The organism is Frankia umida (assembly GCF_023242945.1).
In the GTDB taxonomy this organism is placed as follows: Bacteria; Actinomycetota; Actinomycetes; order Frankiales; family Frankiaceae; genus Frankia; species Frankia umida.
In genome coordinates, this window is the sequence record NZ_JALKFT010000018.1 from 1 (window position 1) to 23,158 (window position 23,158).

At 70.8% G+C, this 23,158-nt stretch carries 21 protein-coding genes; 12 read left to right on the forward strand and 9 right to left on the reverse strand.

Translation table 11 applies throughout. From position 1 onward, the window contains the following. The first annotated feature begins 156 nt into the window (after positions 1-156). Complete coding sequence (locus MXD59_RS17270) at positions 157-1,368, forward strand: YihY/virulence factor BrkB family protein (protein WP_248825732.1); 1,212 nt, start codon at positions 157-159, stop codon at positions 1,366-1,368. 31 nt (positions 1,369-1,399) lie between these two features. Here the strand turns inward: MXD59_RS17270 and MXD59_RS17275 are convergent, their stop codons facing one another. After that, a complete protein-coding gene (locus MXD59_RS17275) occupies positions 1,400-2,689 on the reverse strand; it encodes a hypothetical protein (protein ID WP_248825733.1) in 1,290 nt (429 codons plus the stop codon). Between the two features lie 114 nt (positions 2,690-2,803). Here MXD59_RS17275 and MXD59_RS17280 point away from each other — a divergent pair, with 114 nt between their 5' ends. The 3 genes from MXD59_RS17280 to MXD59_RS17290 all read left to right on the forward strand — a co-directional run bounded on the left by MXD59_RS17280 (position 2,804) and on the right by MXD59_RS17290 (position 5,233). Then, positions 2,804-3,694, forward strand: coding sequence for an NAD-dependent protein deacetylase (locus MXD59_RS17280; RefSeq protein WP_248825734.1), 891 nt, complete (start codon positions 2,804-2,806; stop codon positions 3,692-3,694). A 242-nt stretch (positions 3,695-3,936) separates the two neighbouring features. Beyond that, positions 3,937-4,521, forward strand: a complete 585-nt coding sequence (locus MXD59_RS17285) for a GNAT family N-acetyltransferase (protein WP_248825735.1) — start codon at positions 3,937-3,939, stop codon at positions 4,519-4,521. A gap of 64 nt (positions 4,522-4,585) precedes the next feature. Next, positions 4,586-5,233: a methylated-DNA--[protein]-cysteine S-methyltransferase gene (locus MXD59_RS17290; RefSeq protein WP_248825736.1), complete on the forward strand. Its 648-nt coding sequence runs from the start codon at positions 4,586-4,588 to the stop codon at positions 5,231-5,233. A gap of 38 nt (positions 5,234-5,271) precedes the next feature. On the opposite strand, the gene MXD59_RS17295 is transcribed toward MXD59_RS17290, so the two are convergent. Next, positions 5,272-6,486, reverse strand: coding sequence for an RtcB family protein (locus MXD59_RS17295; protein ID WP_248825737.1), 1,215 nt, complete (start codon positions 6,484-6,486; stop codon positions 5,272-5,274). 286 nt (positions 6,487-6,772) lie between these two features. Further along, complete coding sequence (locus tag MXD59_RS17300) at positions 6,773-7,282, reverse strand: protealysin inhibitor emfourin (protein WP_248825738.1); 510 nt, start codon at positions 7,280-7,282, stop codon at positions 6,773-6,775. Between the two features lie 332 nt (positions 7,283-7,614). On the opposite strand from MXD59_RS17300, the gene MXD59_RS17305 reads away from it, so the two are divergent. The 3 genes from MXD59_RS17305 to MXD59_RS17315 all read left to right on the forward strand — a co-directional run bounded on the left by MXD59_RS17305 (position 7,615) and on the right by MXD59_RS17315 (position 11,212). Beyond that, a complete protein-coding gene (locus tag MXD59_RS17305) occupies positions 7,615-8,883 on the forward strand; it encodes a thiamine pyrophosphate-dependent enzyme (RefSeq protein WP_248825739.1) in 1,269 nt (422 codons plus the stop codon). A 32-nt stretch (positions 8,884-8,915) separates the two neighbouring features. Beyond that, positions 8,916-10,499, forward strand: coding sequence for an aldehyde dehydrogenase family protein (locus MXD59_RS17310; RefSeq protein WP_372512118.1), 1,584 nt, complete (start codon positions 8,916-8,918; stop codon positions 10,497-10,499). A gap of 191 nt (positions 10,500-10,690) precedes the next feature. After that, positions 10,691-11,212, forward strand: a complete 522-nt coding sequence (locus MXD59_RS17315) for an LppP/LprE family lipoprotein (protein WP_248825740.1) — start codon at positions 10,691-10,693, stop codon at positions 11,210-11,212. 77 nt (positions 11,213-11,289) lie between these two features. Here the strand turns inward: MXD59_RS17315 and mce are convergent, their stop codons facing one another. Further along, the gene (mce, locus tag MXD59_RS17320) at positions 11,290-11,715 is read right to left on the reverse strand and encodes a methylmalonyl-CoA epimerase (protein ID WP_248825803.1); all 426 of its coding nucleotides are present in this window, start codon (positions 11,713-11,715) and stop codon (positions 11,290-11,292) included. A 297-nt stretch (positions 11,716-12,012) separates the two neighbouring features. Between mce and MXD59_RS17325 the strand changes: the two genes are divergently transcribed. The 5 genes from MXD59_RS17325 (at position 12,013) to MXD59_RS17345 (ending at position 16,873) form a co-directional block, all read left to right on the forward strand. Then, the gene (locus MXD59_RS17325) at positions 12,013-12,465 is read left to right on the forward strand and encodes a MerR family transcriptional regulator (RefSeq protein ID WP_175084463.1); all 453 of its coding nucleotides are present in this window, start codon (positions 12,013-12,015) and stop codon (positions 12,463-12,465) included. Between the two features lie 388 nt (positions 12,466-12,853). Next, on the forward strand, positions 12,854-13,501 hold the full coding sequence (locus MXD59_RS17330) for a MerR family transcriptional regulator (protein ID WP_225438313.1): 648 nt from the start codon (positions 12,854-12,856) through the stop codon (positions 13,499-13,501). Between the two features lie 162 nt (positions 13,502-13,663). Next, positions 13,664-14,455: an ATP-dependent Clp protease proteolytic subunit gene (locus MXD59_RS17335; protein WP_283097062.1), complete on the forward strand. Its 792-nt coding sequence runs from the start codon at positions 13,664-13,666 to the stop codon at positions 14,453-14,455. Further along, the gene (locus MXD59_RS17340) at positions 14,452-15,090 is read left to right on the forward strand and encodes an ATP-dependent Clp protease proteolytic subunit (protein WP_248813769.1); all 639 of its coding nucleotides are present in this window, start codon (positions 14,452-14,454) and stop codon (positions 15,088-15,090) included. Before MXD59_RS17335 ends, MXD59_RS17340 begins: the two co-directional genes overlap by 4 nt. Positions 15,091-15,244: 154 nt before the next feature. Next, positions 15,245-16,873: a long-chain-fatty-acid--CoA ligase gene (locus tag MXD59_RS17345; protein WP_248825741.1), complete on the forward strand. Its 1,629-nt coding sequence runs from the start codon at positions 15,245-15,247 to the stop codon at positions 16,871-16,873. Between the two features lie 52 nt (positions 16,874-16,925). Here the strand turns inward: MXD59_RS17345 and MXD59_RS17350 are convergent, their stop codons facing one another. The 5 genes from MXD59_RS17350 to MXD59_RS17370 all read right to left on the reverse strand — a co-directional run bounded on the left by MXD59_RS17350 (position 16,926) and on the right by MXD59_RS17370 (position 22,840). Continuing rightward, positions 16,926-18,425: a hypothetical protein gene (locus MXD59_RS17350; protein ID WP_248825742.1), complete on the reverse strand. Its 1,500-nt coding sequence runs from the start codon at positions 18,423-18,425 to the stop codon at positions 16,926-16,928. Between the two features lie 229 nt (positions 18,426-18,654). Then, positions 18,655-19,443 (reverse strand): helix-turn-helix domain-containing protein, encoded by a 789-nt coding sequence (locus tag MXD59_RS26530; RefSeq protein WP_283097070.1) that lies wholly within the window; start codon positions 19,441-19,443, stop codon positions 18,655-18,657. 157 nt (positions 19,444-19,600) lie between these two features. Beyond that, positions 19,601-20,782 carry an acetamidase/formamidase family protein gene (locus MXD59_RS17360; RefSeq protein ID WP_248825743.1) on the reverse strand — a complete coding sequence of 394 codons (1,182 nt, stop codon included), beginning with the start codon at positions 20,780-20,782 and terminating at the stop codon, positions 19,601-19,603. 491 nt (positions 20,783-21,273) lie between these two features. Then, positions 21,274-21,492 carry a hypothetical protein gene (locus MXD59_RS17365; protein WP_248825744.1) on the reverse strand — a complete coding sequence of 73 codons (219 nt, stop codon included), beginning with the start codon at positions 21,490-21,492 and terminating at the stop codon, positions 21,274-21,276. Between the two features lie 1,177 nt (positions 21,493-22,669). Further along, positions 22,670-22,840 (reverse strand): hypothetical protein, encoded by a 171-nt coding sequence (locus MXD59_RS17370; protein ID WP_248825745.1) that lies wholly within the window; start codon positions 22,838-22,840, stop codon positions 22,670-22,672. Positions 22,841-23,158 lie beyond the last annotated feature (318 nt).

The window sequence follows — 23,158 nt, forward strand, 5'->3', positions numbered from 1 at the left end:
GCTCATGCGTTCCAGCGTGGGGCGCCGTTTCCTCCCCGGCCTGAAGGCCAGGGTATCCACGGCGCAAATCCGATGACATGGTCTGGTCCGGCGGGTGTGTGACCTGCCCGGACGGGGGACTACGCAGTGACGGCGCAGGGGTGGGGGAGACGCGGGATGGCGCTTGGTGCCCGGTTGGACCGGGCTCAGCGACGCCATCGCGGCCTCGGGTTCGTCATCGCCGTGCTGTACAAGTTCGCCGACGACCAGGGCGGCTACCTGGCCGCGCTGATCACGTTCTACGCGTTCCTGTCGCTGTTCCCGCTGTTGCTGCTGCTCACCACGAGCCTCGCGTTCGTCCTGAACGGCCATCACCATCTGCAGGAGCAGCTGGTGAACTCCGCGCTCGGCCAGTTCCCGATCATCGGCGATCAGCTGCGGGATGACGTGCAGGCCCTCAAGGGCAGCGGCACCGCGGTCGCGATCGGTGTGATCGGCGCGATCTTCGGCAGTCTCGGGGTGGCCCGCGCGATCGGCAACGCGCTGGACACGGTGTGGGCGGTGCCGCGACGGTCTCGACCGAACCCGTTCTTCGCCCGGCTGCGCAGCCTGAGCCTGATCGGCCTGCTGGGCCTCGGTCTCATCCTCACCACGGTCCTGTCGACCGTGACCACCGGGGCGTCGGCGTTCGGCCGGCTCGCGGCCGGGCTGCAGGCGCTCGCGGTGGTGCTGGCCATCGTGGGCAACGCGGCCCTGATCCTGGTCGGGTTCAAGGTACTGACCGCCCGGTCCGTTCGGGTGATGGAGATCCTGCCCGGAGCGGTCTTCGCCGCCGCCGGATGGCAGGCCGTACAGATCCTCGGTGGCTACTACATCGCCCACCAGCTGCAGGGTTCCACCCAGGTGTACGGCCTGTTCGGGCTGGTCCTGGGCCTGATCACCTGGCTGTACTTCCTCGCGGTGATGATCGTGATCGCGATGGAGATCAACGCGGTGCGGGTGGACAGACTGTTCCCGCGTTCCCTGCTGTCGCCGTTCGTCGACCGTGTCGACCTCACCGACTCCGACCGCCGCGCCTACACCTCCTACGCCCAGGCGGAGCAGTTCAAAAGCTTCCAACGCGTCGACGTCACCTTCGGCGAAAAGCCCCCCACCGCCGATCCCACGACAGCCGACCCCGCTCCCTCCGATTCCGCTCCCTCCGATGCCGCGTCCGGGCAGCCTGTGGCCGCTGGGGAGCCCGTGGCCGTGGGGGAACCCGCTTCGTCTGAGGCCGCGGCCACCGTGCGGCCGCCTGCCCATCGATCGGATTCGTCCGGCGAGCCGGACCCGCCCGCCGCGACGAGCCAGCCGGACCCGACGGAGTCGGCTGGCTCGAAAGACGGTTAGGCCCAGCGGCCGGAATGGCCGGAATGGATGGTCAGGGTTGGGCGCGCCGACGATCGGCGAGTCGGACCGGCGAGAACAGGGCGACGGTCGGCGCGAAGAGCTCGCCCACCAGCACGGGCCACAGCCCGTCGTCGACGCCCGTTCGGGCTACGGGCACCGCCCGTGCGCGGGCGACCTCGGGCGGCGCGAATCCGCCGTCGTCGACACCGACGATGACGTGCGCCCCGATCAGGGCATGCCGCAGAGCCCGTTCGGGCCAGCCGGCTCCCGGGGTCGGTTCCCCGCCTTCGGCGTCCCGCGCGGACCAGGGGGATGCCCCGTCCAACCGGGGATGCCAGCCGGAGGTGTTGGCCAGCTCGGCGCGCAGGCGGATCAACGGGTGTGGGCCGCCGGTGAGCCCGGCACTCAGACGCAGCTCACCCTGCACCGACCAGCTGTCCCAGGCGACCCTGATCGGTGCGGCCCCGGGACGCAGCACGGGACGCACATGGCGTCCGGCCGGCGCGGTCAGCCGCATGACGTGGGTCCGGCCGGCCTCCTGCGGCCCGCCGACGGCGCGTACCCGCGGCTCCCACGGATCGGGCCTGGGCGCGCTCGGATGCGGCAGCCAGCCACGTGACCAGCCGGCGGGCGGAGGCTGCGGGGCGGGGGGTCGTGCGGCGAGCAGCACCCACAGCGGTACACGTTCCTCGAGGTCATGGGGAATGTAGGCCACGCGTCGCGCCGGAGGGCGACCGCGGCCGAGCGCGCCGCCACGGACGTCCGCGAGCCATGGCGGCTGCTCGGAGCCGGCGGTGTCCGCGGGATCGTCCTCGGCCCGGGTGGTCAGCTGTAGCCAGCGGACCCGGACCCGCAGCATGGTCTCCGGCTCCGCGTCGAGCAGACACTCGGTGCGCGCGGCGGCCCGCACCAGGGCATGCCCCGCTGCCTGGCCCGGTGGGGCCAGGACGCCCAGTGGCCCGTCCACCGGGTCGGCGACGAGCCGGTCGGCCTGGCCCACTCCGGCGTGGTAGATCGAGGAATCGGCGAGCGCCACGGCCCGGTCGAACTCCTGGGCCCGCTCGTACGCCTGGACGTCCTCGTAGGCCTGCGCGTCCGGGTAGGCATGAGCGTCCGGGTAGGCATGGGCGTCCGGGTAGGGCTGTGCGTCGGGGTAGGGCTGTGCGTCGGGGTAGGGCTGACATTCCTCGTCGGCGCGAGAACCGTCGCCGACCTGGAAACCGTCGTCGGCCGAGGTCTCGCCGGCCGATCGCGGATGCTGGTACGCCCGACGGCGATCGGTCACCCGCTCCCGATCAAATGATGTTCGGGACGTCCTCATCACCCTGCTCCTTTCGGACGGGGTCACACCTCAAGGTGTGCAAACTGACCGTACGACCGGTGCCGTAGGACCACCACCTGGGACGAAGGGACGGACCTGCGTCGATCGGGCAGCATGGGAGGCGTGACGGAACGGACCGACGGTGCCCGGGGCGACGGTGAGTCGTTCGACCAGCTGTGCGCGCTGGTCGCCGCGGGGGGTGTGGTGGCCCTCAGCGGGGCGGGGATCTCCACCGACTCCGGTATCCCGGACTACCGTGGCCCGAACGGGGCACTGCGCCGCCACACCCCGATGACCTACCAGGATTTCGTCGGCGCGCCCGGCGCCCGGCACCGGTACTGGGCGCGTAGCCACGCCGGCTGGCGTCAGATCGCCGAGGCCTTCCCCAACGCGGGCCATCACGCTCTGGCCCGACTGGAGCAGGCGGGGGTCGTCACCGGTCTGATCACCCAGAACGTCGATGGTCTGCATCAGCGGGCCGGCTCGCGCAACGTCGTCGACCTGCACGGCCGGCTGTCCCGGGTGATGTGCCCCGACTGCGGTCAGCAGAGCACCCGCCGGGAACTCGACGCGCGCCTGCGGGCCGCGAACCCCGACCTCGAGGTCGCCGACGCGCCCACCAACCCGGATGGGGACATGGCCCTTTCGGACTCCGACGTCGCCCGGTTCGTCATGGTCGGCTGCGCGACCTGCGGCGGTGACCGCCTCGAACCCGACGTGGTCTTCTTCGGCGCGACGGTGCCCCGGCCTCGGTTGGCCCGGGCGATCGCGCTGGTGGAGAGCGCGCAGGCATTGCTGATCCTCGGCTCGTCGCTGGCGGTCATGTCGGGCTACCGGTTCGTCCTGCGGGCCGCCGAACTCGGTGTTCCGGTCGCGATCGTCAACCAGGGTCCCACCCGGGGGGACGGCCGGGCGGTGGTGCGGGTGGATGCGCCGCTGGGTAGCGTGCTGCCTCGCCTCGCCGACGCGCTGGTCGAGCGGGGCACCGCTGCCCAGGCGGGATGATGGCCCGGATGGGCTGTGAGGATGGAGCCATGCCCCCCGTCCCGTCGCTACCCCCGGGCCGTCTGCCACCCGACCAGCCGGCGCCCGCGGGTCCGGTGCCCGGAGGTCCGGTGCCCGCAGGAGCCGTGGGTGGAGGTGCTGTGTCCGCACGTACGACGTCCGAAGGGCCGGGGCCAGGTCCTGGGATGGGGCCGAACTCGGGGACGGGGCCAGGGTCGGGTCGGGGCGCGGCAGGGGATCTGATGTTTCGGGCCGCGGTCGACTCCGACGTGGAGATCGCCGCGATCGTCGATCTGGTCGAGTCGGCCTACCGGGGGGAGTCCAGCCGGGCGGGGTGGACCACCGAGGCGGACCTGCTGGCCGGCCAGCGCACCGACGTCGCCGAGGTGCGGGCGGCGGTCACCGACCCGCACAGCCTGCTCCTGCTCGCCACGGACGGGGCGGGTGAGCGGGTGGGTTGTTGCCACGTGCAGCGTCGGATCGAACCGCCGGCGCAGGCCATGGCCGGTTCGGGGGATACGGACCACAGCGGTGAGGGGGCGGTGGGCGCCTACTTCGGGATGTTCGCGGTCCGCCCGGGTCTGCAGGGAAGCGGCATCGGGGGGAGTCTGCTGGCCCGGGCCGAGCAGCACGCGGTCCGCGCCTGGGCGGCGGGCTGGATGGAGATGCTGGTCATCGCCCAACGTGCTGAACTACTCGACTGGTACCAGCGGCGCGGTTACGCGCCCACGTCGGGGCGGCGGCCGTTTCCCTACGCCGACCGCCGGTTCGGCGATCCGCTGCGTCCCGACCTGTACTTCGTCGTCCTGCGCCGCGGGCTTGGCTGACGGGCCTGAGTTCGACGTCGGATTCTCGCCAGCATCCGGGCGGTGCGGGGCGCAGGCTTTGACCATGACGACGACGCTGGGCAGGGGTGTGAGCGCGACGATGACGACGCGTGGCAGGGAATCGGCAGGGGTCACGGGCGGGTCGCCGGTGGTCCACACGACCGTGTCGAGTCCGCTCGGTGACCTGCTGCTGGTGGGGGTCGAGCGTCCCGACCTACCGGCCGGGTTCGCACTGGCCGGCCTGTCCTGGCTGGTCGGCCAGCCGAAGGCGGTCCGTCCGCAGGCGACGTGGCGAGCCGCGCGGGAGCCGTTCGCACCGGTCACGGCACAACTCGAGGAGTACTTCGCCGGGCGGCGACGCACCTTCGACCTGCCCGTGTGGACCAGCGGATCGGCGTTTCAGGAACGGGTCTGGCAGGCATTGGAGACGATCCCGTTCGGCACGACGACCACCTACGGCGCGCTGGCCGCGCGGATCGGCACCGGCCGCACCGACGCGCGTGCCATCGGCACCGCCGTCGGGGCGAATCCGCTGCTGCTGATCCGGCCCTGCCACCGGGTGATCGGCGCCGACGGGAACCTGCGCGGCTTCGCCGCGGGCCTCGACCGCAAGGACTACCTCCTGCGCCACGAGGGCGCCCTCGGCACATTCCTGGACCTGCCACCTCGCATCCCAGCACCCGCCCGGGCCAGCGCCGCACCCTCGGGCTGATCTTCCACGATGCCGCCTGAGCGGCGTCGGTGTGGCGGTCAGCCCTTCACGCAGAGGACGGCGCGTAGCTCGGCGACGACGTCCACGAGGTCGGTCTGGGCGGCGATGACGCTGTCGATGTCCTTGTAGGCGGCGGGGATCTCGTCGAGGACACCGGCGTCCTTGCGGCACTCGACGCCCCGGGTCTGGGCGGCGAGGTCGGCCACGGTGAACGTGCGACGGGCCCGGTTACGGCTCATCGTCCGGCCGGCGCCGTGGCTCGCGGAGTGGAACGAGTCGGGGTTGCCGCGCCCCCGGACCAGGTAGGACCGGGTGCCCATCGAACCGGGAATGATGCCCATCTCCCCGGCCCGCGCCGAGATCGCGCCCTTGCGGGTGACCAGGACGTCGGCGCCGAAGTGGTGCTCGGCCGCGACGTAGTTGTGGTGGCAGTTCACCAGCGCGAACGTGTGATCACCGGCATGCGGACCGTGCTCGGGCGGGGTGGGTGTGCGCAGCATCGGCAGCTGGGTGCGCAGGGCCGTCGCCGCGGCGGTGAGCATCGCGTCGCGGTTGCGGCGGGCGTAGGTCTGCGCCCAGTCGAGGTCGTGGCGGTACGCGCGCATCTGCGGGGTGCCGGCGAGGAAGACCGCGAGGTCAGGGTCGGCCAGGCCCGCGTTGTGCTCCAACGTGCGGGCGACACCGATGTGTGCCTCGGCCAGCTCCTTGCCGATGTTGCGGGAGCCGGAGTGCAGCATGATCCAGACCGCGTCGTCGGTGTCCAGGCAGAGCTCGACGAAGTGGTTGCCCGAACCCAGGGTGCCCACCTGGGCCATGGCCCGCGCCAGCCGGGCCTGGACCCCGGGGTGCAGGTCGGGGAAGGCGCTCCACAGATCGTTCTGCGCGCGGGCGTGGGCGGTCGCCTCGGCGTGGCTGCTCTTGCCGACCGGGATCGCCGCCTCGAGTGCGTGCCGCAGACCCGCGAGGTCGTCGGGCAGGTCCGCGGCGGTGAGGTTGGTGCGGGCCGCGGCCATCCCGCAGCCGATGTCGACGCCGACGGCCGCCGGTGACACCGCGTCGCGCAGTGCGATGACGGACCCCACCGTGGCGCCGTAGCCGAGGTGGACGTCGGGCATCACGGCGATGTGGTGGTGGACGTAGGGCAGCGCGGCGACGTTGCGCAGCTGATCGAGCGCGGCCGACTCGATCTCCTCGGGCCGGCTCCACAGCCAGATCGGATGCGCGGCGTCCGCAATCGTCGCGACAGGGCTCATCGGGGCTCATCCTCTCGTGCGATCATCGTTCGGATATTCACGTACCGGCCGGCCCGTGCCATGCGTTAACGGCTCATTTCTGTTGCCTTCCGGAACCCGATTCACCGGGCCTCGGGCAGGGTGATTCCGGCGGACTGTGCGGGTGACTCCCAGTGTCCGTCGGCCTGTTCAGGATGCCCGAACAGCACGGGTTTCGCGAACCATTTTCGACCGGGTCGACCGGTGTTCCGGTGGTGCGGTGTTCCGGGTCGTCGGCGTAGCCTCGGCATGAAATGTTTCGGTCGGGTTACGGGTCGGTCCGGGGGGTGATGGGGGCCGTGTTCAGGAGATCCAGCAGTGGGCGGATCGCGGAAGGTAGCGGCTCGTCCACGCGCAGCACCATGCGGTGGCCCGCCTGTTCGATCTCCAGCACGTACGAGAACCGATCGGCCCCGCCGCGTCCAGCAGGCCGCCTGGCGGGGCTGATGTCCTGCCCTCGCGATGTTCCCGACTCGGCGTCGGAGGGTGCGTCCGGGGGCGGGGCGTCCGGTGATGGCGCGTCCGGGGGTGGGGTGGCGATGGCGCTGGCGGTGAGGGCGCGCAGTCGGTCGGCCGCGGGGACGGGTAGGTCGGCGGTGTCGAGCGCACGACGGATCGTCACGCCCAGGACGCCGCCGGTGCGGGTCAGTGCCACCCGCACGCGTCCCACCTGCGCCGCGGCAGTGTTCGCGGCTGGTCCGTCGATGTCCGCGGAGCTGGTGGTCGGGTCGCTGTCGGCTGGGTTGGCGCTGTTCGCGGGGCCGGTGTCCACGTTCATGGGACTATCGTCCGCCGCCTGGGTGTCGTCGTCCTGCCACGGCGCGCAGACGCCGCCGTCCCGGTGGATAATCCGCATTCAGCGTCGACCCACATCTGTTCCGTCTTTCGGACGTTCACCGCCGGCCGCACGTCATTTGGTTGGTTTCCGATGGTTGGACGTCCAGGTATCCATGCCGGCCGGCGGGTACGACTACGACGCGATAACAGAAGTACCGGGAGCGTTCTCTCCGTTCCCGAATCCGCGTAGTGTCCCTAGCGGTATACCGGGCTATTTTCGATGGTTTCCGATCGTAGGACGTCCTGCGATCCACGGGTGTAGAGGTGGTCGGCATGAATGTCGTGCAACGGCCGGGGCTGACTGCTGGGCGGCCGGGGCGGCGGTCCGACCCGGCCGCCGTCGTGACCGCGGTGACGCAGGCGTCCGCGCCCACGCAGACGGTGCCGGTGGCATCCGTGTCGGCGGCATCCGTGTCGGCGGGGCCGGTGTCGGCGGGGTGCGTGCATCCGTCGGCGCCGTCCGAGCTGGCCGACACCGGGATCCAGCTGCTCGCCCCCGACGGCACCCTCGTGGCCGAGCCACGGTTCGAGGTGCTCGCCGACCACGATCTGCGCCTGGAGTTCTACCGGTCGATGGTGCTCGCCCGCCGCCTGGACGCCGAGGCCACCGCGTTGCAGCGACAGGGTGAGCTGGTGCTGTGGATTCCGCTGCGCGGGCAGGAGGCGGCCCAGGTCGGATCGGCCCAGGCCGCCGGCCCGCGCGACTTCATCTTCCCCAGCTACCGCGAACACGCCGTGGCCTGGCATCGGGGCGTACCGGCCGCCGAGGTGCTGCGTCTGCTGCGTGGGGTCAGCCACGACGGTTGGGACGTCGCCGCCCACAACCTGGCGAACTACACGATCGTGCTGGCCTCGCAGACCCTGCACGCCGTCGGCTATGGCATGGGCGTCCTGCTCGACGGGGACGTCGGCACCGGCGACCCCGCGCGCGACACCGCCGTGCTGGTCTATCTCGGCGACGGGGCGATGAGTCAGGGCGACGCGAACGAGGCGTTCGTCTGGGCGGCCAGCTTCGGCGCTCCGGTCGTCTTCCTGTGCCAGAACAACCAGTGGGCGATCTCGACGCCGAGTCGTCGCCAGTCACCGGTGCCGCTGGCCCGCCGCGCCGACGGCTTCGGCTTCCCCGGCCTGCGGGTCGACGGTAACGACGTGCTCGCCATGCACGCCGCGACGAGCTGGGCGCTGGCCCACGCCCGCGGCGGTGGCGGCCCGGTGCTCATCGAGGCCAACACCTACCGGATGGCCCCGCACACCACGTCCGACGACGCCACCCGCTACCAGCCGGCGGACGAGGTCGCCGCCTGGGCGGCCCGTGACCCGATCGAACGGCTGCGCCGACTGCTCGCCACGGACGTCGACGCCGCCTGGTTCGACGAGATCGACGACCAGGCCGCCACCGCCGCCACCGAGCTGCGCCGCGACTGCCTCGCCCTCGACCCGCCGGAGCCCTCCAGCATGCTCGGCCATGTGTACGCCGAGGAGACCGCCGACGAACGTGACCAGCGCACCTGGTTCAACGCCTACCGCGACTCCTTCCTGTGACCCGATGACCTCCGGTGGTCGATGCTGGTGTCGTGACCAGATCTGACGAGCAGACCAGCACCGAGGATCATCGTGCCGGCGGCGCCGCTGCCAGCTCCATCCCCGTCCCCACCGCCGTGGACGGGGCGCGGGCGACGTTCGCCTCCCTCAATCCGGCCACCGGCGAGGTCGTCGGGCACTTCCCCGTTTACGACGACGCCGCGGTCGCGGCCGTGGTCGCCACCGCCCGCGCCGCCGCACCCTGGTGGGTGGGCCTTGGCCCCGCCGGGCGCCGCGAACGTCTGCTGCGCTGGGCGACGCTGCTGGTACGCGACGACCGTGACCTCGTCGATCTGCTGCACGCCGAGAACGGCAAGACCGCCGCCGACGCCCGCCTCGAGCTGCTGCTGGTGCTCGAGCACATCCGCTGGGCGGCCCGCCACGCGGGACGGATCCTGCGCTCCCGACGGGTCCTGCCCGGACCCTTCCTCGCCGACCACACCGCCCGCGTGGACTATCTGCCCCTGGGCGTCGTCGGCGTGATCGGGCCCTGGAACTACCCGCTGTTCACCCCGATCGGGTCGATCGCCTACGCCCTGGCCGCCGGCAACGCGGTGGTGTTCAAGCCCAGCGAGTACACCCCCGCCCTGGGCACCCGGCTGGCCACCACCTTCGCCGCCGCCAACCCGGACGGCCCCGCCGGCCTCTTCGGCGTCGTCACCGGTCTCGGCGCCACCGGCGCGGCCCTGTGCACCGCCGGCGTCGACAAGATCGCCTTCACCGGCTCCGCGCGCACCGGACGTGCCGTGATGGGCGCCTGCGCCACCCGGCTGACCCCGCTCATCATGGAATGCGGCGCCAAGGATCCCCTGCTCGTCGCCGACGACGCCGACGTGACCGCCGCCGCGCGGGCGACCGCCTGGGGTGCGATGGCCAACGCCGGGCAGACCTGCGTCGGCGTCGAACGCGTCTACGTCACCGCCTCCGTCGCCGCGCCCTACCTGAACGCCCTGTGCCGGGCCCTCGACGGCATCCACCCCGGGACCACCCCGGATGCCTCCTACGGTCCGATGACGATGCCCGGCCAGCTCGACGTGGTGCGCCGCCAGGTCGACGACGCGCTCGCCCGCGGCGCCACCGCCCTGGTCGGCGGCTCCCAGGCGGTGGGGGAGCGGGCCATCGCACCGATCGTGCTCGTCGACGTCCCCGACGACGCCGAGGTCATGCGGGACGAGACGTTCGGCCCGGTCGTCACCGTGCGCACCGTCACCGACATCGACGAGGCCGTCGACCTCGCCAACGACACCGCCTACGGCCTGGGCGCCACGGTCTTCTCCCGCCACCACGGCGACGAGATCGCCGCCCGGCTGAACACCGGCATGGTCACCGTCAACGCCGTGCAGTCCTTCGCCGGCATCCCCGCCCTGCCCTTCGGGGGACGCGGTGAGAGCGGTTTCGGCCGGGTGCATGGCGCGGACGGGCTACGCGAGTTCGTCCGTCCCCGCTCGGTGGCCACCCGGCGACTGGCGCTGCCCGGCACCACCCTGACCACCTTCCGTCGCCCACCCGGCCTCCTCGCAGCCGTCACCCGCCTGACCCGCCTACGCCACGGCCGTTCCACCACCCCGTCCGACTAGTCCGTCCGACCAGTCCGGTATCGGGGCCCAGATCGAGCACCCCGGCCCGCTTTCTCTGTCACTTAATGTCACCGACTGGGGGAGGATGGGGGAGGTATCGGGCGACATACCGCGCGTAGCGACCGCGGGGTCGGCATCCGTCGAACGGCGCATCTAGCGTGGTCGAGGCCATACCGAACCTAGGGGGGCTCATGACTCTACGTCACGGACTGGCCATGTCGGTGCTGGTCGGTGCGCTCAGCCTCACCGGCGGGCTCACTGCCACCGCCACCGCCGCCACGGGTGCGTCCACTGTCTCGGACGCGCCGAGTGCCGGGCAGGCGGCCGCGCAGAGCACGGCGAAGGCGGCCGCGGTCGTGCGGGCCGCGGGTTACACACCGATCTCCTTCGGTGGTTACGACGCGGCCAACGATCTCAGCGTGATCATCGGGCTGCTGTCGACGTCGGGGGACGGGCATCCGCAGCGGGCGTTCCTGTTCCATCACGCGACCCTGGTCGGCTATGACGCGCCGCAGCCGAGCGCGACGATCCGCTGGATCTGGTCCACCGACCGGCAGGTCGCACTGCAGTACGACCTGTACCGGCCGGGTGACCCGATGTGCTGCCCGAGCGCCGGTGGTGCCACCGTCCGCTACGCCTGGAACGGCTCCGGTGTGAGCCGGCTGGACTCGCTGCCCAGCGCCGCCACCTCGGCCGCGACCAGCAGACGCTGATCAGTGCCCCGACACAGCCGGGCGCGGTGCGCCGGACGTCCACCCGGGACGTCCGGCCAGGACGCACGGGTGAGCCGTCAGTGGCCCTCGACGGCCTCGACCAGCTCGGTCAGGACGCCGCCGAGGGCCTTCGGGTGGACGAAGGCGATCCGGCTGCCAGCGGTGCCGTGCACGGGTGTCTTGTTGACCAGGTCGAACCCGGTGGTGGTCAGGGCGGCGAGGGCGCTGTCGATGTCGGCGACACCGTAGGCGATGTGGTGGATGCCGGGGCCTCGCTTGGCCAGGAACTTCCCGACCGGGCTGTCCTCACGCAGCGGCTCGAGCAGCTGGACGTAGGAGCTGCCGGCCTCGCCGTTGTTCACCAACAGCATCGCCTCACGCACACCCTGGCGGTCGTTGTCCTCCTGGTGCACCACGGTGAGGCCGAACGCCTCCTCGTAGAGCGGGATGGTGTCGGCCAGCGACGCCACCGCGATACCCACATGGTCGATCCTGCTCAGCAGCACAACGTTCTCCTCACTTCGCCGGCATGCCCCACCGGCCCGCACCCCTGGCTCCCGCCAGCCTGGTTTCCCAGCGTGCCCGGTGATGATGCCGGCGTCGACCGATGCGGCCTGGTGGCGGACGTGATCGTCGTCGCCCGCCGCGCGGATCGGTGGGGGAGCCGTGGGGGATCCGCGCACGGAGGAAGGCGACACGAAGGGCGGCGAGCGGGTGGTATCGGTAGGCTGTCCGGAACGTCGTAGAGTAGCCGTTATCCTCCTTGCTCCAGACGTCGAGACACCAACGTTAGGGTCATCTTGTCCACGACGCGTCGCGATTCGTCCACCGTCCACTCACCTCAGTCTGGCCAGGCCACGGGCGTAACCCGCTACCAGATCGGTGAGGTGGCCGAGCGGGTCGGGCTGTCCCTGCGGACGGTGCGGTACTACGAGGAGGCCGGTCTGCTCACGACGGCGGGCCGTACTCCCGGCGGCTTCCGTCTGTACGGTGACGAGTCGGTCGACCGGCTGATGGTGATCAAGAAGATGAAGTCCCTCGGGTTCACCCTCGAGGAGATGCGCTCGTTGTTGTCCGTACGCGATGAACTGGCCAGTTCGGGCATTCCGGACGAGCGCCGCGGCGAACTGCGCGAACTGCTGCGCACCTGGGTCGTGCTCGCGGAGGAGAAACTCGCCACCCTGCGGGCGCAGGCCGGCGTCGCCGAGGACTTTGTCATCGGCCTGCACACCGACGCGGACCGTTCGGTGTGAGACGCCGGCAGTCTCCACGGCCCGGCGGTCGACAGTCCAGCCACCGATAGTCCAGCCACCGATAGTCCAGCCATTGATGGCCTGGTTGCCGATGGTCCAGCCACTGAGGGCGCGGCCACCGATGGCGCGGCGTCGAAGGCGCGGTCGTCGAGGGCGCGGTTGTCGAGGTCCGAGGTGTCGGCGGACGGCTCGCCGAGGGGTTTCGTGACGCGCTGTGGTCCCCGGTGGGCGTGGGTCCACGAAACGCCCCTCGGACGGGCGCGCCTCGGTGTGAGGGGTGGGCTACCGCGAAGCCGGGCTATCCGGAACCACGCCGGCCAGGTACGACGTTGACCGGGTATCACGCTGGCCAGATATCCGCTGTCCAGGCATTACCGTGGCACGACCGATGCTCGAAGCTCCGACCGTCCCACTCACCGTGAATAGGGTCGAATTGTCCACTGCCAGCAGTGCCAGGTCGTCCGCTGACGCCCGCGAGGGCCGGTATGAGATCGGTGATGTTGCCATCATGGTGACGTTGTCGCTGCGTACTGTCCGTTTCTATGAGCAGGAGGGGTTGTTGGTGGCGGTGGGCCGCACCGACAGCGGCTTCCCGCTTTACGACGACGACGCACTTGACCGCTTCTTCCTGATCAAGAAGATGAAGCCGCTGGGCTTCACCGTCGAGGAGATGCGTTCGCTGCTCACACTGCGGGAGGAGATCGGCAAGCCCGGTCTGACCGCGCTGGATCGGGCCCAGGTCCGCGAGCGGCTGCAGACATGGGTGAGTCTCGCCGAGGAGAAACTCGCCTCCCTGCAGGAGCAGGTGCGTCTCGCCGAGGACTTCATGCTCGGCCTGCGCGACGACGCGGCCCGCTCGCTGCGCGCCGACCCCGACGCCCACAGCGCCCAGGACTTCTTCGACGACACGTTCCTCAACTTCCTCACCGAACCCCTGCGCGACGTCGACGGCCGTGATGGCAGCGCCGGCCGCGCCGACGGGTCGTCCCACGAGGGCGACGTCGGAGACGGTACGGGTCCGCGTACCGAGGGCTGATCCGGCTCGTCCGGCCCGCCGCAGCCGGTCGGACGATGATGTCTGCCGTCGGCAGATCTGCCACAGGCAGATCCACGCCTGGATCGGCGCCGCGACGGCGAGGCTGGGAGATGCCGGCGCCGCGACCGCGGTTCCCGACCCCGCCGGCGGAAAGGCACCCTCATGACCGACCCGTCCGCGCCGTCCCGGGGACTGACCGTCCCAGGCGCATCGCACCGCCTGGCCATCGCGGGCCATGCCGCCTCCCCGGCCTACCCGGGCGGACCCGCCCCGCTGGCCGCGTCGGGGGGTGCCATCCGGCTGGCGGGTGGCGGGAATCCGTCCGCCGGACTCGATGACCAGGTCTACGCGCGGCTGCTCGACAGCCGGATCATCTTCCTCGGCACCGTCGTCGAGGACGACGTCGCCAACGCGATCAGTGCGAAGCTGCTCCTGCTCGCCGCGGAGAACCCGCGGGCCGACATCTGGCTCTACATCAACTCGCCGGGCGGGTCGGTCAGCGCCGGGATGGCGATCTACGACACGATGCAGTTCATCGAGAACGACGTGGCCACCGTGACACTGGGGCTGGCGGCGTCCATGGGCCAGTTCCTGCTGTGCGCGGGCGCCCCCGGCAAGCGTTACGCCCTGCCGCACGCCCGGATCATGATGCACCAGCCGCACGGCGGCATCGGCGGGACGGCGGCCGACATCTCCATCCAGGCGGAGCAGATGCTCTACACCAAGCGGGTCCTCCAGGAACGCACCGCCGAGCACAGCGGCCACACCGCCGAGCAGATCGCCGCCGACTCCGACCGGGACCGCTGGTTCACCGCCGTCGAGGCCCGCGACTACGGCCTGGTCGACCATGTCGTGCAGCGCGTCGGTGAGGTGCCCGGCTCCCACGCCGGTGGCATCGGTCCGCGCCGCGCCGCTGGCCACGCCGGCTTCGAGTCCGAGGTCGGCGCCCGATGACCGCCGGCATCCGGCCGTCCGCACGTCATGTGCTGCCGAACATCGTCGAGCGCACCTCACGCGGCGAGTACTCGATGGATCCGTACTCGAAGCTGCTCAAGGAACGCATCATCTTCCTCGGCGTGCAGATCGACGACGTGTCGGCCAACGACGTGATGGCGCAGCTGCTGTTCCTCGAATCCGAGGACCCGGACCGCGACATCTCGATCTACATCAACTCCCCGGGTGGGTCGTTCACGTCGCTGACCGCGATCTACGACACGATGCAGTTCGTCCGGCCCGACGTCTCGACGATCTGCATGGGCCAGGCCGCCTCCGCGGCGGCGGTGCTGCTCGCCGCCGGGGCGCCCGGCAAGCGCCTGGCGCTCGCGCACAGCCGGATCCTCATCCACCAGCCGTCCGCGCAGGCGGAGGGGCAGTCCAGCGACCTGGAGATCCAGGCCCGGGAGATCCTGCGTATCCGCACGCTGCAGGAGGTGCTGTTGGCCCGCCACAGCGGCCAGGACGAGACGCGGATCCGCCGCGACACCGAACGCGACAAGATCTTCAGTGCCGAGGAGGCGAAGGACTACGGCCTGATCGACGAGGTCCTGACCAGCCGCAAGCTCTCCGCCACCCGACCGGCTTTCGCCTGACCCGCCCGTCGGCCCGTCGGCCTGACCGCCTGACCGCCTGACCGCCCGATCGCCTGGCCGCCCGATCGCCCCGTCACCATCCGCGCCCGACTGGCGGGTTGTCATCCGGGGTGATCGGGCTATGGTGTGACGTGGCGCACTCTCAGGAGGGTCCATGCTCAACCTCGCGGTCGTTCTGGAAGAGGCGGCCCGCACCTGGCCGCGGCGCGACGCGCTCGTGTTCGGCGAGCACCACCTCACCTACGCCGAGCTGGACGCCGCCGCCCGCCAGATCGCCGCGGCGCTGGCGGCCCGCGGTATCGGGCCCGGTGACCGGGTGGCGCTGACCTGCCCGAACCTGCCGGCCTTTCCCGCCGTCTACTTCGGTGTTCTCAAGGCCGGGGCGACGGTCGTCCCGCTGAGCGTTCTGCTCACCGAACGCGAGATCACCTTCCACCTCACGGACGCGTCCGCGCGGGCGTACCTGTGCTTCGAGGGGACGCCGGAGCTGCCGACGGGCCGGGCGGGGCAGGCCGCGTTCGCCGCCGTGCCCAGCTGCGAGACGTTCGTCCTGATCACCGCCGACCCCGCCGGCGGCCGGTCACCAGCCCTGGGACCGGACGACCTGCCGGCCGACGACCCGCCGGCCGGCGACCAGGCGGCGAGGGGGGTCGAGACGTTGGCGGCGTTCACCGCCGGGGTGGCGGCGGACTTCGACACCGTCCCGACCAGCGAATCCGACATCGCGATCGTCCTCTACACCAGCGGCACGACCGGATCCCCCAAGGGCGCGCAGCTCACCCACTCCAACATGGTGCACAACGCCGTGGTCTCCACCCGGCTCTTCGACGCCGCCGAGCATGACATCCACCTGGTCGTCCTGCCGCTGTTCCACGCGTTCGGGCAGACCACCAACCTCAACGCCGGGTTCACCAGCGGCGCCACCCTGGTGCTGCTGCCCCGGTTCGAGCCGCGGACGGCCCTCGCCGCCCTGCGCGGCCACGCCGTCACCTTCTTCGCGGGCGTCCCGACGATGTACTGGGCTCTGCTGCACTGCTCGGACGTGGCGCCCGCCGACCTGGACCACATCGCGTCCAGCCTGCGGATCTGCGTGTCCGGAGGGTCGGCGATGCCCGGCGAGGTGCTGCGGGCGTTCGAGCGGCGCTTCGGCGTCGCGATCCTGGAAGGCTACGGGCTCTCGGAGACCAGCCCCGTCGCCACCTTCAACCGCGCCGACCGGCCGCGCCGCGCCGGGTCGATCGGCCTGCCCGTGTGGGGAGTGGAGGTCCGTGTCACCCGGGCGGACGGCACCCCCGCCGCCGACGGCGAGACCGGTGAGCTGTGCGTGCGCGGCCACAACGTGATGCGCGGCTACCTGGGCCAGCCCGAGGCGACCGCCGCCACCATCGACGCCCAGGGCTGGCTGCGCACCGGTGACCTCGGCCGCCGCGACGCCGACGGCTACTACTATCTGGTCGACCGCCTCAAGGACATGATCATCCGCGGTGGTCTCAACGTCTACCCACGGGAGATCGAGGAGGTGCTGCTCACCCATCCCGACGTCAGCCTGGCCGCGGTCGTCGGTATCCCGCACGAACGGCACGGCCAGGAGATCATGGCCTTTGTGATCCGCAGACCGGGCGCCTGCCTGACCGCGGCCGAGCTCATCGCCTGGTGCCGCGAGACCATGGCCGCCTACAAGTACCCCCGCCACGTCGAGTTCCGCGACACCCTGCCCATGACTGCCGCCGGCAAGATCCTCAAGCGTCAGCTCGTGGCCCTGCGCCCGTCCGACACGCACTGAACAGGGCCCGCGCGGCCCGCCGTGGTGACCGTGGGCGCACGGGCGGGTGAGCTCAGATGTCGCGGACGAGGAGCCATTCGAGGCCGAGGTCCTCCAGCGGTGGGAGTCTGCCGTCCGGGCTGTTGATGGCCAGCAGGTCGGAGACGGAGGTGCCGTTCTGGGCGGCGATCTGCTCCCAGGTCTCGCTGACGCCGTCGAAGGTCAGTACCCGGTGCGCCCGGAAATTCGGAACGGAGATCTGTAGGTCCAGGCCGTCGTCGACGAAGCCCTGCGCCAGGGTGAGTTCGACGTCCGCGTTGAGTTCGGCGAACGTCGGCGCGGGTATCGCGGTGCCGCGGGAGATCCAGTCGTGGCCGCGGCGACCGCTGGTCGCGGGAAAGGGGAGACGCCGGGTGCCGCCGGCGGCGGTGGCCACCGCGGGGAGCGCGAACTGACACCCGCCGTGGCCGACGGCGGTGCCGAGGAACTCGGTGTGGCCCTGGAAGAAAGCGGCGTATATCGCGTTCACGCCGACGGTCTGGATGGCCTGGGTGACCCGGTCGACGTAGGAGCGGTATTCCTCGGTCGCGGTGTAACCGGTCAGCCAGTTCCGGCTGGCGCGGAAGTTTCCGGCGCCGACGATCCGCTTGTTCAGGTCGGTGAGCTGCTCGTCCGACCAGGTGCCGACATGCCGGACCACCTGCACGGCCAGGTATTCGCAGATTCCCTCCCGCACGACGACGCTGCGCCCGGTCGCGGTCGGGAGCAGCGGATGTTGCAGCACGTGAATGTACTCGTGTACCAGGTTCGCGAAGATGTTCCACTTCTTCTGCGCGACCGCCGCGGACGTCAGCTCCGTCTCGGTCGCCTTCCAGTCCGGCACCCAGGGTGCGATGAAGACCCGAGCGGTGTTCGGGTCGGTCATGGACATGACGAACTTCTCATAGCGGATGAGCGCGTCCCGGTGGGCCGCGAGGAACGGTTCCACCACCGCCTGCTGGTAGAAGGCGGACTCCTCGGTGGTGCCGTTCTCGTGGTGGAACGAGTGCCTGGTGGCCACCGCCCGGGGCCCGTCGGTGCCCATCAGGAAACCGATCACGTTGGCCGGCTCGGTCGTCCACCTCAGCCGGGTCCGGGTCGGGAGGTCCGCCATGGAGACAATGGTGGGAGCGTCTCCGTCGACGGTGAAGCTGAAATGTTGCCGGGTGTTCAGGAGGCTGGCCGGCAGGGCCGCGGTGCGGGTCCAGTCGGCGAAGTACGCGTCGACGATCTCGCGGGCCGCCGCCGCCGCGGGCAGCAGGCTTCTCAGGTCGATGCTGCGGGCGTTCTCCTTACGTTGGATGGCCGGTTCCTGGTCGTCGATCGCCGTCTTCAGCGCGGCCTTGAGTTCGGTCGCGAACGCGTCCTTCGCCGCGGCCGAGTCATGGGTGCGCTCCCAGACATGGTGATCGGGCTGGTTTGCGTCAGCCGGCTTCGGGGTGAGCTCCTCGGGTGGGATCGGTAGGCCTAACAGCGCGCGGACGGTCGGCCTCTCCTGCGCCGTGAGCAGCTTCGTCCCGGTTCGTTGCGACATGCTTCCACCAATCCGCTGGAGTGCGCCGGAAAAACAGCGCCAATAGTCGCATGCCCCGCCGTGTCACCGCCGAACGTTTCGTGATCCGGTGACAATGACCGTCGTTGTTCGTGGCCGCCACGAACTACCGTCCCGTCGATACCGCGCATATCGGACTCGGAGCGTCGAAGGTCCGCGAACCACGCTTCTCGGTATTCGCCGTTCTCCCGGTGGGAGGCGTCGGCCGCAATCAGACGTGGGCCGCGGTGGGACGGGAACGCCCCGCCACCGACCGCCGGCAGCGGGGCCGCCCGTACCCGGCACGCCGACGCATCCCCGCCCGGCTTCGGGCGATAGCACCGCCACCAGCGGCGACGACGATCCGCGCCGCACCCATCCGGCCCACCCCCGTCGCGTCCAGACGGCGGATGCTGCCGACCCCGTCGGCGGACAGCCCGATGTCGCCGGCCGCGCCGGACATCCCGCCGACGGGCCCGATGCCGATCTGCCCCACGACACCCTGCCCCGGCACACCCAGTGACACAAAAGTGCCGTTCCGCCCCGCATCCTGGACGGACCCGCCGACCAGCGGCTCCGCGGCGCGGGAACGAAGCTGGCCGAGGAAGCCGGCGGTGGCCTGCCCGGTGACGGCGCCGGTCAGCACCTCGACCACCGCGGTCGGGCCGGTGAGCTGCGGGCCACCCGAACTGGTGAACCCGGGGTCGGTCAGCGCCGCGGTGCGGGCCGGGTGGGCACCGGCCGCGGCGGACGGCACGACCAGCGGCTCCACCCGGGCGAGTTCGAGGCGGACCTCGTCCAGCAGGTCGGCCAGGCGGATACCCAGAGCCCGGCAGATCGCCGCGAGCACCTCCGAGGAGGCCTCCTTACGACCCCGCTCCACCTCGGACAGATACGGCATCGACACCCGTGCGGCATCCGCGACGTCGCGCAGGGTACGCCCCTGGGCCTGGCGGTGGCGGCGCAGCGCCTGACCGACCAGCCGCCGCAGCAGCGGCACCTCGACCCGCGGGTTCGTCATCGCCACCGGGACCACCCTCCGCCACTCCGAGACATCGAGCGTATCCGTTTCCCCTACCGTCCGGACCTCGTCCCCCGGTTCCGCGGACACTTCCGTCCCAGCGCTCCAGCCCTTTCCGCCAACAGCCCCGCCACCGGTAGCCCCGCCACCAGCGCCATCAACGTCCGCCGTGGCCAGGAGGAGCAGGAGGCGGGGGAGGAGCGGGAGGCGGGGGAGAGGTGAGGGTGGCGAGGTCGGCGCGGCGTAGGCAGCAGTGGACGCCGACCACCTGGTCGACGACCTGGCTGACGGCGAAGTCGCCGGCGGCGGAGAGATAGGCGAGGGCCACCGCGGGTGGCAGGCCGTACCGATCGCCGAGGAAGGCGATGGCGTTGCGGGTCGCGGCCCGCATCGCGGCACCGAGGTCGGGGTCCAGACCGGCGACGATGTGCAGGGAGTCGGTGCCCGCCCAGGGCGCGGTCAGCGTGCAGGCGAGCCTGCGGGCGCCGTCGTCGGCGTGGACGGTCAGGCGCAGCAGCGCGCGCAGGGGAGCCTCGAACGCGGTCAGGGCCACCTCGCCGTCGCCCTGGGCGAAATGCGGGTCGCCGACGTAGAACAGCGCGTCCGGCACCTGGACGGGCAGGTAGAGCCGGGCGCCGACGCCCAGATGGCGGATGTCGAGATTGCCGCCATGCGGCCCGGGTGGCACCGAGTGGACGGGGCCGCCCCCGGCCACCGCCACCCCCATGATCCCCAGGAAGGGACGCAGCGGGAACCGGATCGCCCGGCCGTCACCGACCGGCAGGACCCCGTGCCCACCGCCGTCGGTGTGCGCGACGAGGCACACCGGTGGCACGTCCACCCCCGGTGGCAGGTCGGCGGGGGCGATCGGCAGTTCGCCGGGCAGCGCGCCCCGACCATGCCGGTTGCTGATCACCCCGTACGGTGCCCGCTGGACGAGTTCCAGCACCTCGACCTCGAGGACGTCCCCGGGCCGGGCGCCGCGGACGGCCACCGGGCCGGTGACCACATGCGGGCCGGCGGCCTCGGGTGTGTGCCGGCGTCCGGAGTCGAGCAGGGCCAGCGCGTCGTCGAGGATCTGGTCGGACCGGATGCCCGCGGCGCCGAAGAAACCCCGGGGATCGCTGCCCTGGTCGGCGAGCAGCCCCTCATGACTGATCGTGTCGAAACGCACCGCCGCCCCGGACGGCACCCGCAGCACCGGACGGCTCACCGCGTTCGGCAACAGCCCCCAGCCCACCTCGTCCGCCCGCGCCGGAACATACGGCGCGTCCGCGGGAACACCCACCCCGCGGTGTCGCAGGGCGGTGGCGGCCAGAACCTCGCTCAGCTGCGGCATCACGGCCGCAGACCCTCCCACACCCGCATGTCCCCGGCGTTACACCGCCTTCGCTATCCCGCGGTTCCGCTATGCCCCGTATCGGGACAAACAGGTCACGCTGGCTCTTGGTCGAAGATCTGATGTGTGCCAACATGCAGCCAGACGATGTGCGTGCCTGGCCGATCTGGAAGCGGCCTACCGTACGTCCAAAGTGCTCTTCCGTCCGCGGCCCAGGTCAGCTCGAACACTCCGGGGGCCGAGCCTGTCGAGGATCTTCCGCCGGCCGCGGTCCGAGAGCCGGCCGGGCCCGTAACCCAGCGCGTTCCTGAGACGGATCCAGGCGGTCACAGGGGCATTCGTCAACCGGCGTCGGCTCTCCTGCTTATCCGCCGGCTCGGTCCAGGGCTCGTCCGCCGGCGGTGACGCGCCGGCCGCGACCAACACCAGTACCTCGCCAACCGGCTCGTCCGCGACCAGGTCGACAGCCGGGTCGACGGCGAGCAGCTCACTCACCACCCCTGGTCACTGACTGTGATACCGGCCCGCTCGGCGAGGGCGACGAACGCGCCGTGCGCCGTGTGCCACGCCATCCGCGCCCACCGCGCGGCCACGTCGACGGACACCACACCATCACCGACCAGATACCCGACCGTGTCGAGCGCGGACAGCGCCACCCGCCCACCCGACGCGGTGAACCCGACCGGCTCGACGAACGACCCCGCTCGCATGCTCCGTTCCCACAGGTCAACACCCGTTTGTCGAGCGTCACCCGCAACGGCGCCATCACAAAGTGCCGCGCCGTGTAGCCCGACACGCTCCTTCACACGCACCGCCACGGTCCCGCAGCCGGGACATCGACACGCCGTCTCCGGCGCAGTCACCACATGCAGTGTCGCCGAACCATCCGCCTCGAACTCCAACACCTCGGCCGAGCGGGTGCGTCCCTCTTACAGCCCCAGACACGTCACGCTCCGGCACAACAAGCAGGTCGCCCTCTGGGTTATCGCACGGCCGCTTTTTGATGCCCAGCGCGGAGCGTGGCCCTTGCCCTACGACGGTGCGAGACCGCCCGCCAACCATGCGCGTCGCGCCGCGCTTCGGGCCGCGGTGTCCCGGTAACCGCCGTCGTAGAGGAGACGACACCCCAGTGGACGAGCCAGGACTACGTTGGTCCGCCACCGCCGCCCGGGCCTCGTGCGGCCGCGGCTACGAGAAGAAGCTGGGCCGGAGGCCAACGTGCGCGAAAGCCGCTGCGGGAGGGACGGGTCGATGCCAATCCATACACGCACTGTGACCTGGTCAGCGGCCTCCTCGAAGTCGAGCCTTGCTACCACCTCGCCCGGGCCCATGACGCCCGACAGGCCGAGTATTCGCCCAGTGGAATCGATCTCCGCTGTCTGGATCTCTGCCGGCCAACGGTACTGTACGGCAGGGTTGGGCTCCCGGATCGGTGCGAGATGTTCCGCGAGGCGCTCGGTGAGCCACAGGGGTTCCATCGCCGGTGCAATCAGCGTCCCGGCAGGCCAGCGGCGAACGGGCGTGTGCATCGCTGTCTGGTAGACGTCGAACTCTCGGTCCGGCCTGAAGTGTTCGGCGACGGCCCAGCTCACAGTGAGTAGCAACGGCACCTCGACGCTACCGTCGTACTCGCGATTGGAATGGGATGGCCAACCACTCCACAGTAGTGGAGCCGACACGGGGTCAGTGAAGTCGCAGACCATGGAGCGCAAGCCGGCTTCCGGACCTGGTGGCTGTCCGCTCCACGCCCGTTGCAGCCCTTCGCCCCTGGGAAGGAGCAACCAGGATGCGAACAGCCGAGGTGGAACGGCGGAGACATCGAGCCTTCTGGCCATCTCCACCGATCCCACCCTTCAGACGCTGGTCCTGTCCTGCGGGTACCTGATATTAGGATACCGCGTCAGTTGGAACCGACGTACCGATGTCATCTTGAATTTCCTGGTCGAATGTGTAGTAAAATCCCGCTTCATCAATATCGGAAAAAATATCATCTGGATCGACAAATTCAAGCCAGGTGCCGCCCAGTATGCCGTAGACGCGCAGGTTGGTGCTCGACAAAGATCGATATACGCCAGAGCCACTGTCGCCATCGATCGTAAAATCTTCGCTTAGTTCTTCCTGCTGTGAGGCAACGGCAACATGATATGTGATCTGATCATTTAGATCGATATCACCGTCATAATCGCTATCGATAGTGAGCTACTCGCCGTCGACCCGGCTGTCGACCTGGTCGCGGACGAGCCGGTTGGCGAGGTGCTGGTGCTGGTCGCGGCCAGCGGAAGATCCTCGACGGGCTCGCCGAGCTCGCCGAGCTCGACGGCGACGCCGCCTACGACCTGCGCGTGTCCTGGACCGCGAAGAACCTGCTGCTCATCG

Coding starts and splice junctions, on each gene's coding strand:
- MXD59_RS17280 (WP_248825734.1), top strand. CDS start 2,804: ATGGGAGGCGTGACGGAACGGACCGACGGTGCCCGGGGCGACGGTGAG.
- MXD59_RS17335 (WP_283097062.1), top strand. CDS start 13,664: ATGACCGACCCGTCCGCGCCGTCCCGGGGACTGACCGTCCCAGGCGCA.
- MXD59_RS17275 (WP_248825733.1), bottom strand. CDS start 2,689: ATGAGGACGTCCCGAACATCATTTGATCGGGAGCGGGTGACCGATCGC.
- MXD59_RS17330 (WP_225438313.1), top strand. CDS start 12,854: ATGCTCGAAGCTCCGACCGTCCCACTCACCGTGAATAGGGTCGAATTG.
- MXD59_RS17315 (WP_248825740.1), top strand. CDS start 10,691: ATGACTCTACGTCACGGACTGGCCATGTCGGTGCTGGTCGGTGCGCTC.
- MXD59_RS26530 (WP_283097070.1), bottom strand. CDS start 19,443: ATGACGAACCCGCGGGTCGAGGTGCCGCTGCTGCGGCGGCTGGTCGGT.
- MXD59_RS17345 (WP_248825741.1), top strand. CDS start 15,245: ATGCTCAACCTCGCGGTCGTTCTGGAAGAGGCGGCCCGCACCTGGCCG.
- MXD59_RS17295 (WP_248825737.1), bottom strand. CDS start 6,486: ATGAGCCCTGTCGCGACGATTGCGGACGCCGCGCATCCGATCTGGCTG.
- MXD59_RS17290 (WP_248825736.1), top strand. CDS start 4,586: ATGACGACGACGCTGGGCAGGGGTGTGAGCGCGACGATGACGACGCGT.
- MXD59_RS17270 (WP_248825732.1), top strand. CDS start 157: ATGGCGCTTGGTGCCCGGTTGGACCGGGCTCAGCGACGCCATCGCGGC.
- MXD59_RS17305 (WP_248825739.1), top strand. CDS start 7,615: ATGAATGTCGTGCAACGGCCGGGGCTGACTGCTGGGCGGCCGGGGCGG.
- MXD59_RS17360 (WP_248825743.1), bottom strand. CDS start 20,782: ATGCCGCAGCTGAGCGAGGTTCTGGCCGCCACCGCCCTGCGACACCGC.
- MXD59_RS17285 (WP_248825735.1), top strand. CDS start 3,937: ATGTTTCGGGCCGCGGTCGACTCCGACGTGGAGATCGCCGCGATCGTC.
- MXD59_RS17340 (WP_248813769.1), top strand. CDS start 14,452: ATGACCGCCGGCATCCGGCCGTCCGCACGTCATGTGCTGCCGAACATC.
- MXD59_RS17300 (WP_248825738.1), bottom strand. CDS start 7,282: ATGAACGTGGACACCGGCCCCGCGAACAGCGCCAACCCAGCCGACAGC.
- MXD59_RS17365 (WP_248825744.1), bottom strand. CDS start 21,492: ATGCGAGCGGGGTCGTTCGTCGAGCCGGTCGGGTTCACCGCGTCGGGT.
- MXD59_RS17350 (WP_248825742.1), bottom strand. CDS start 18,425: ATGTCGCAACGAACCGGGACGAAGCTGCTCACGGCGCAGGAGAGGCCG.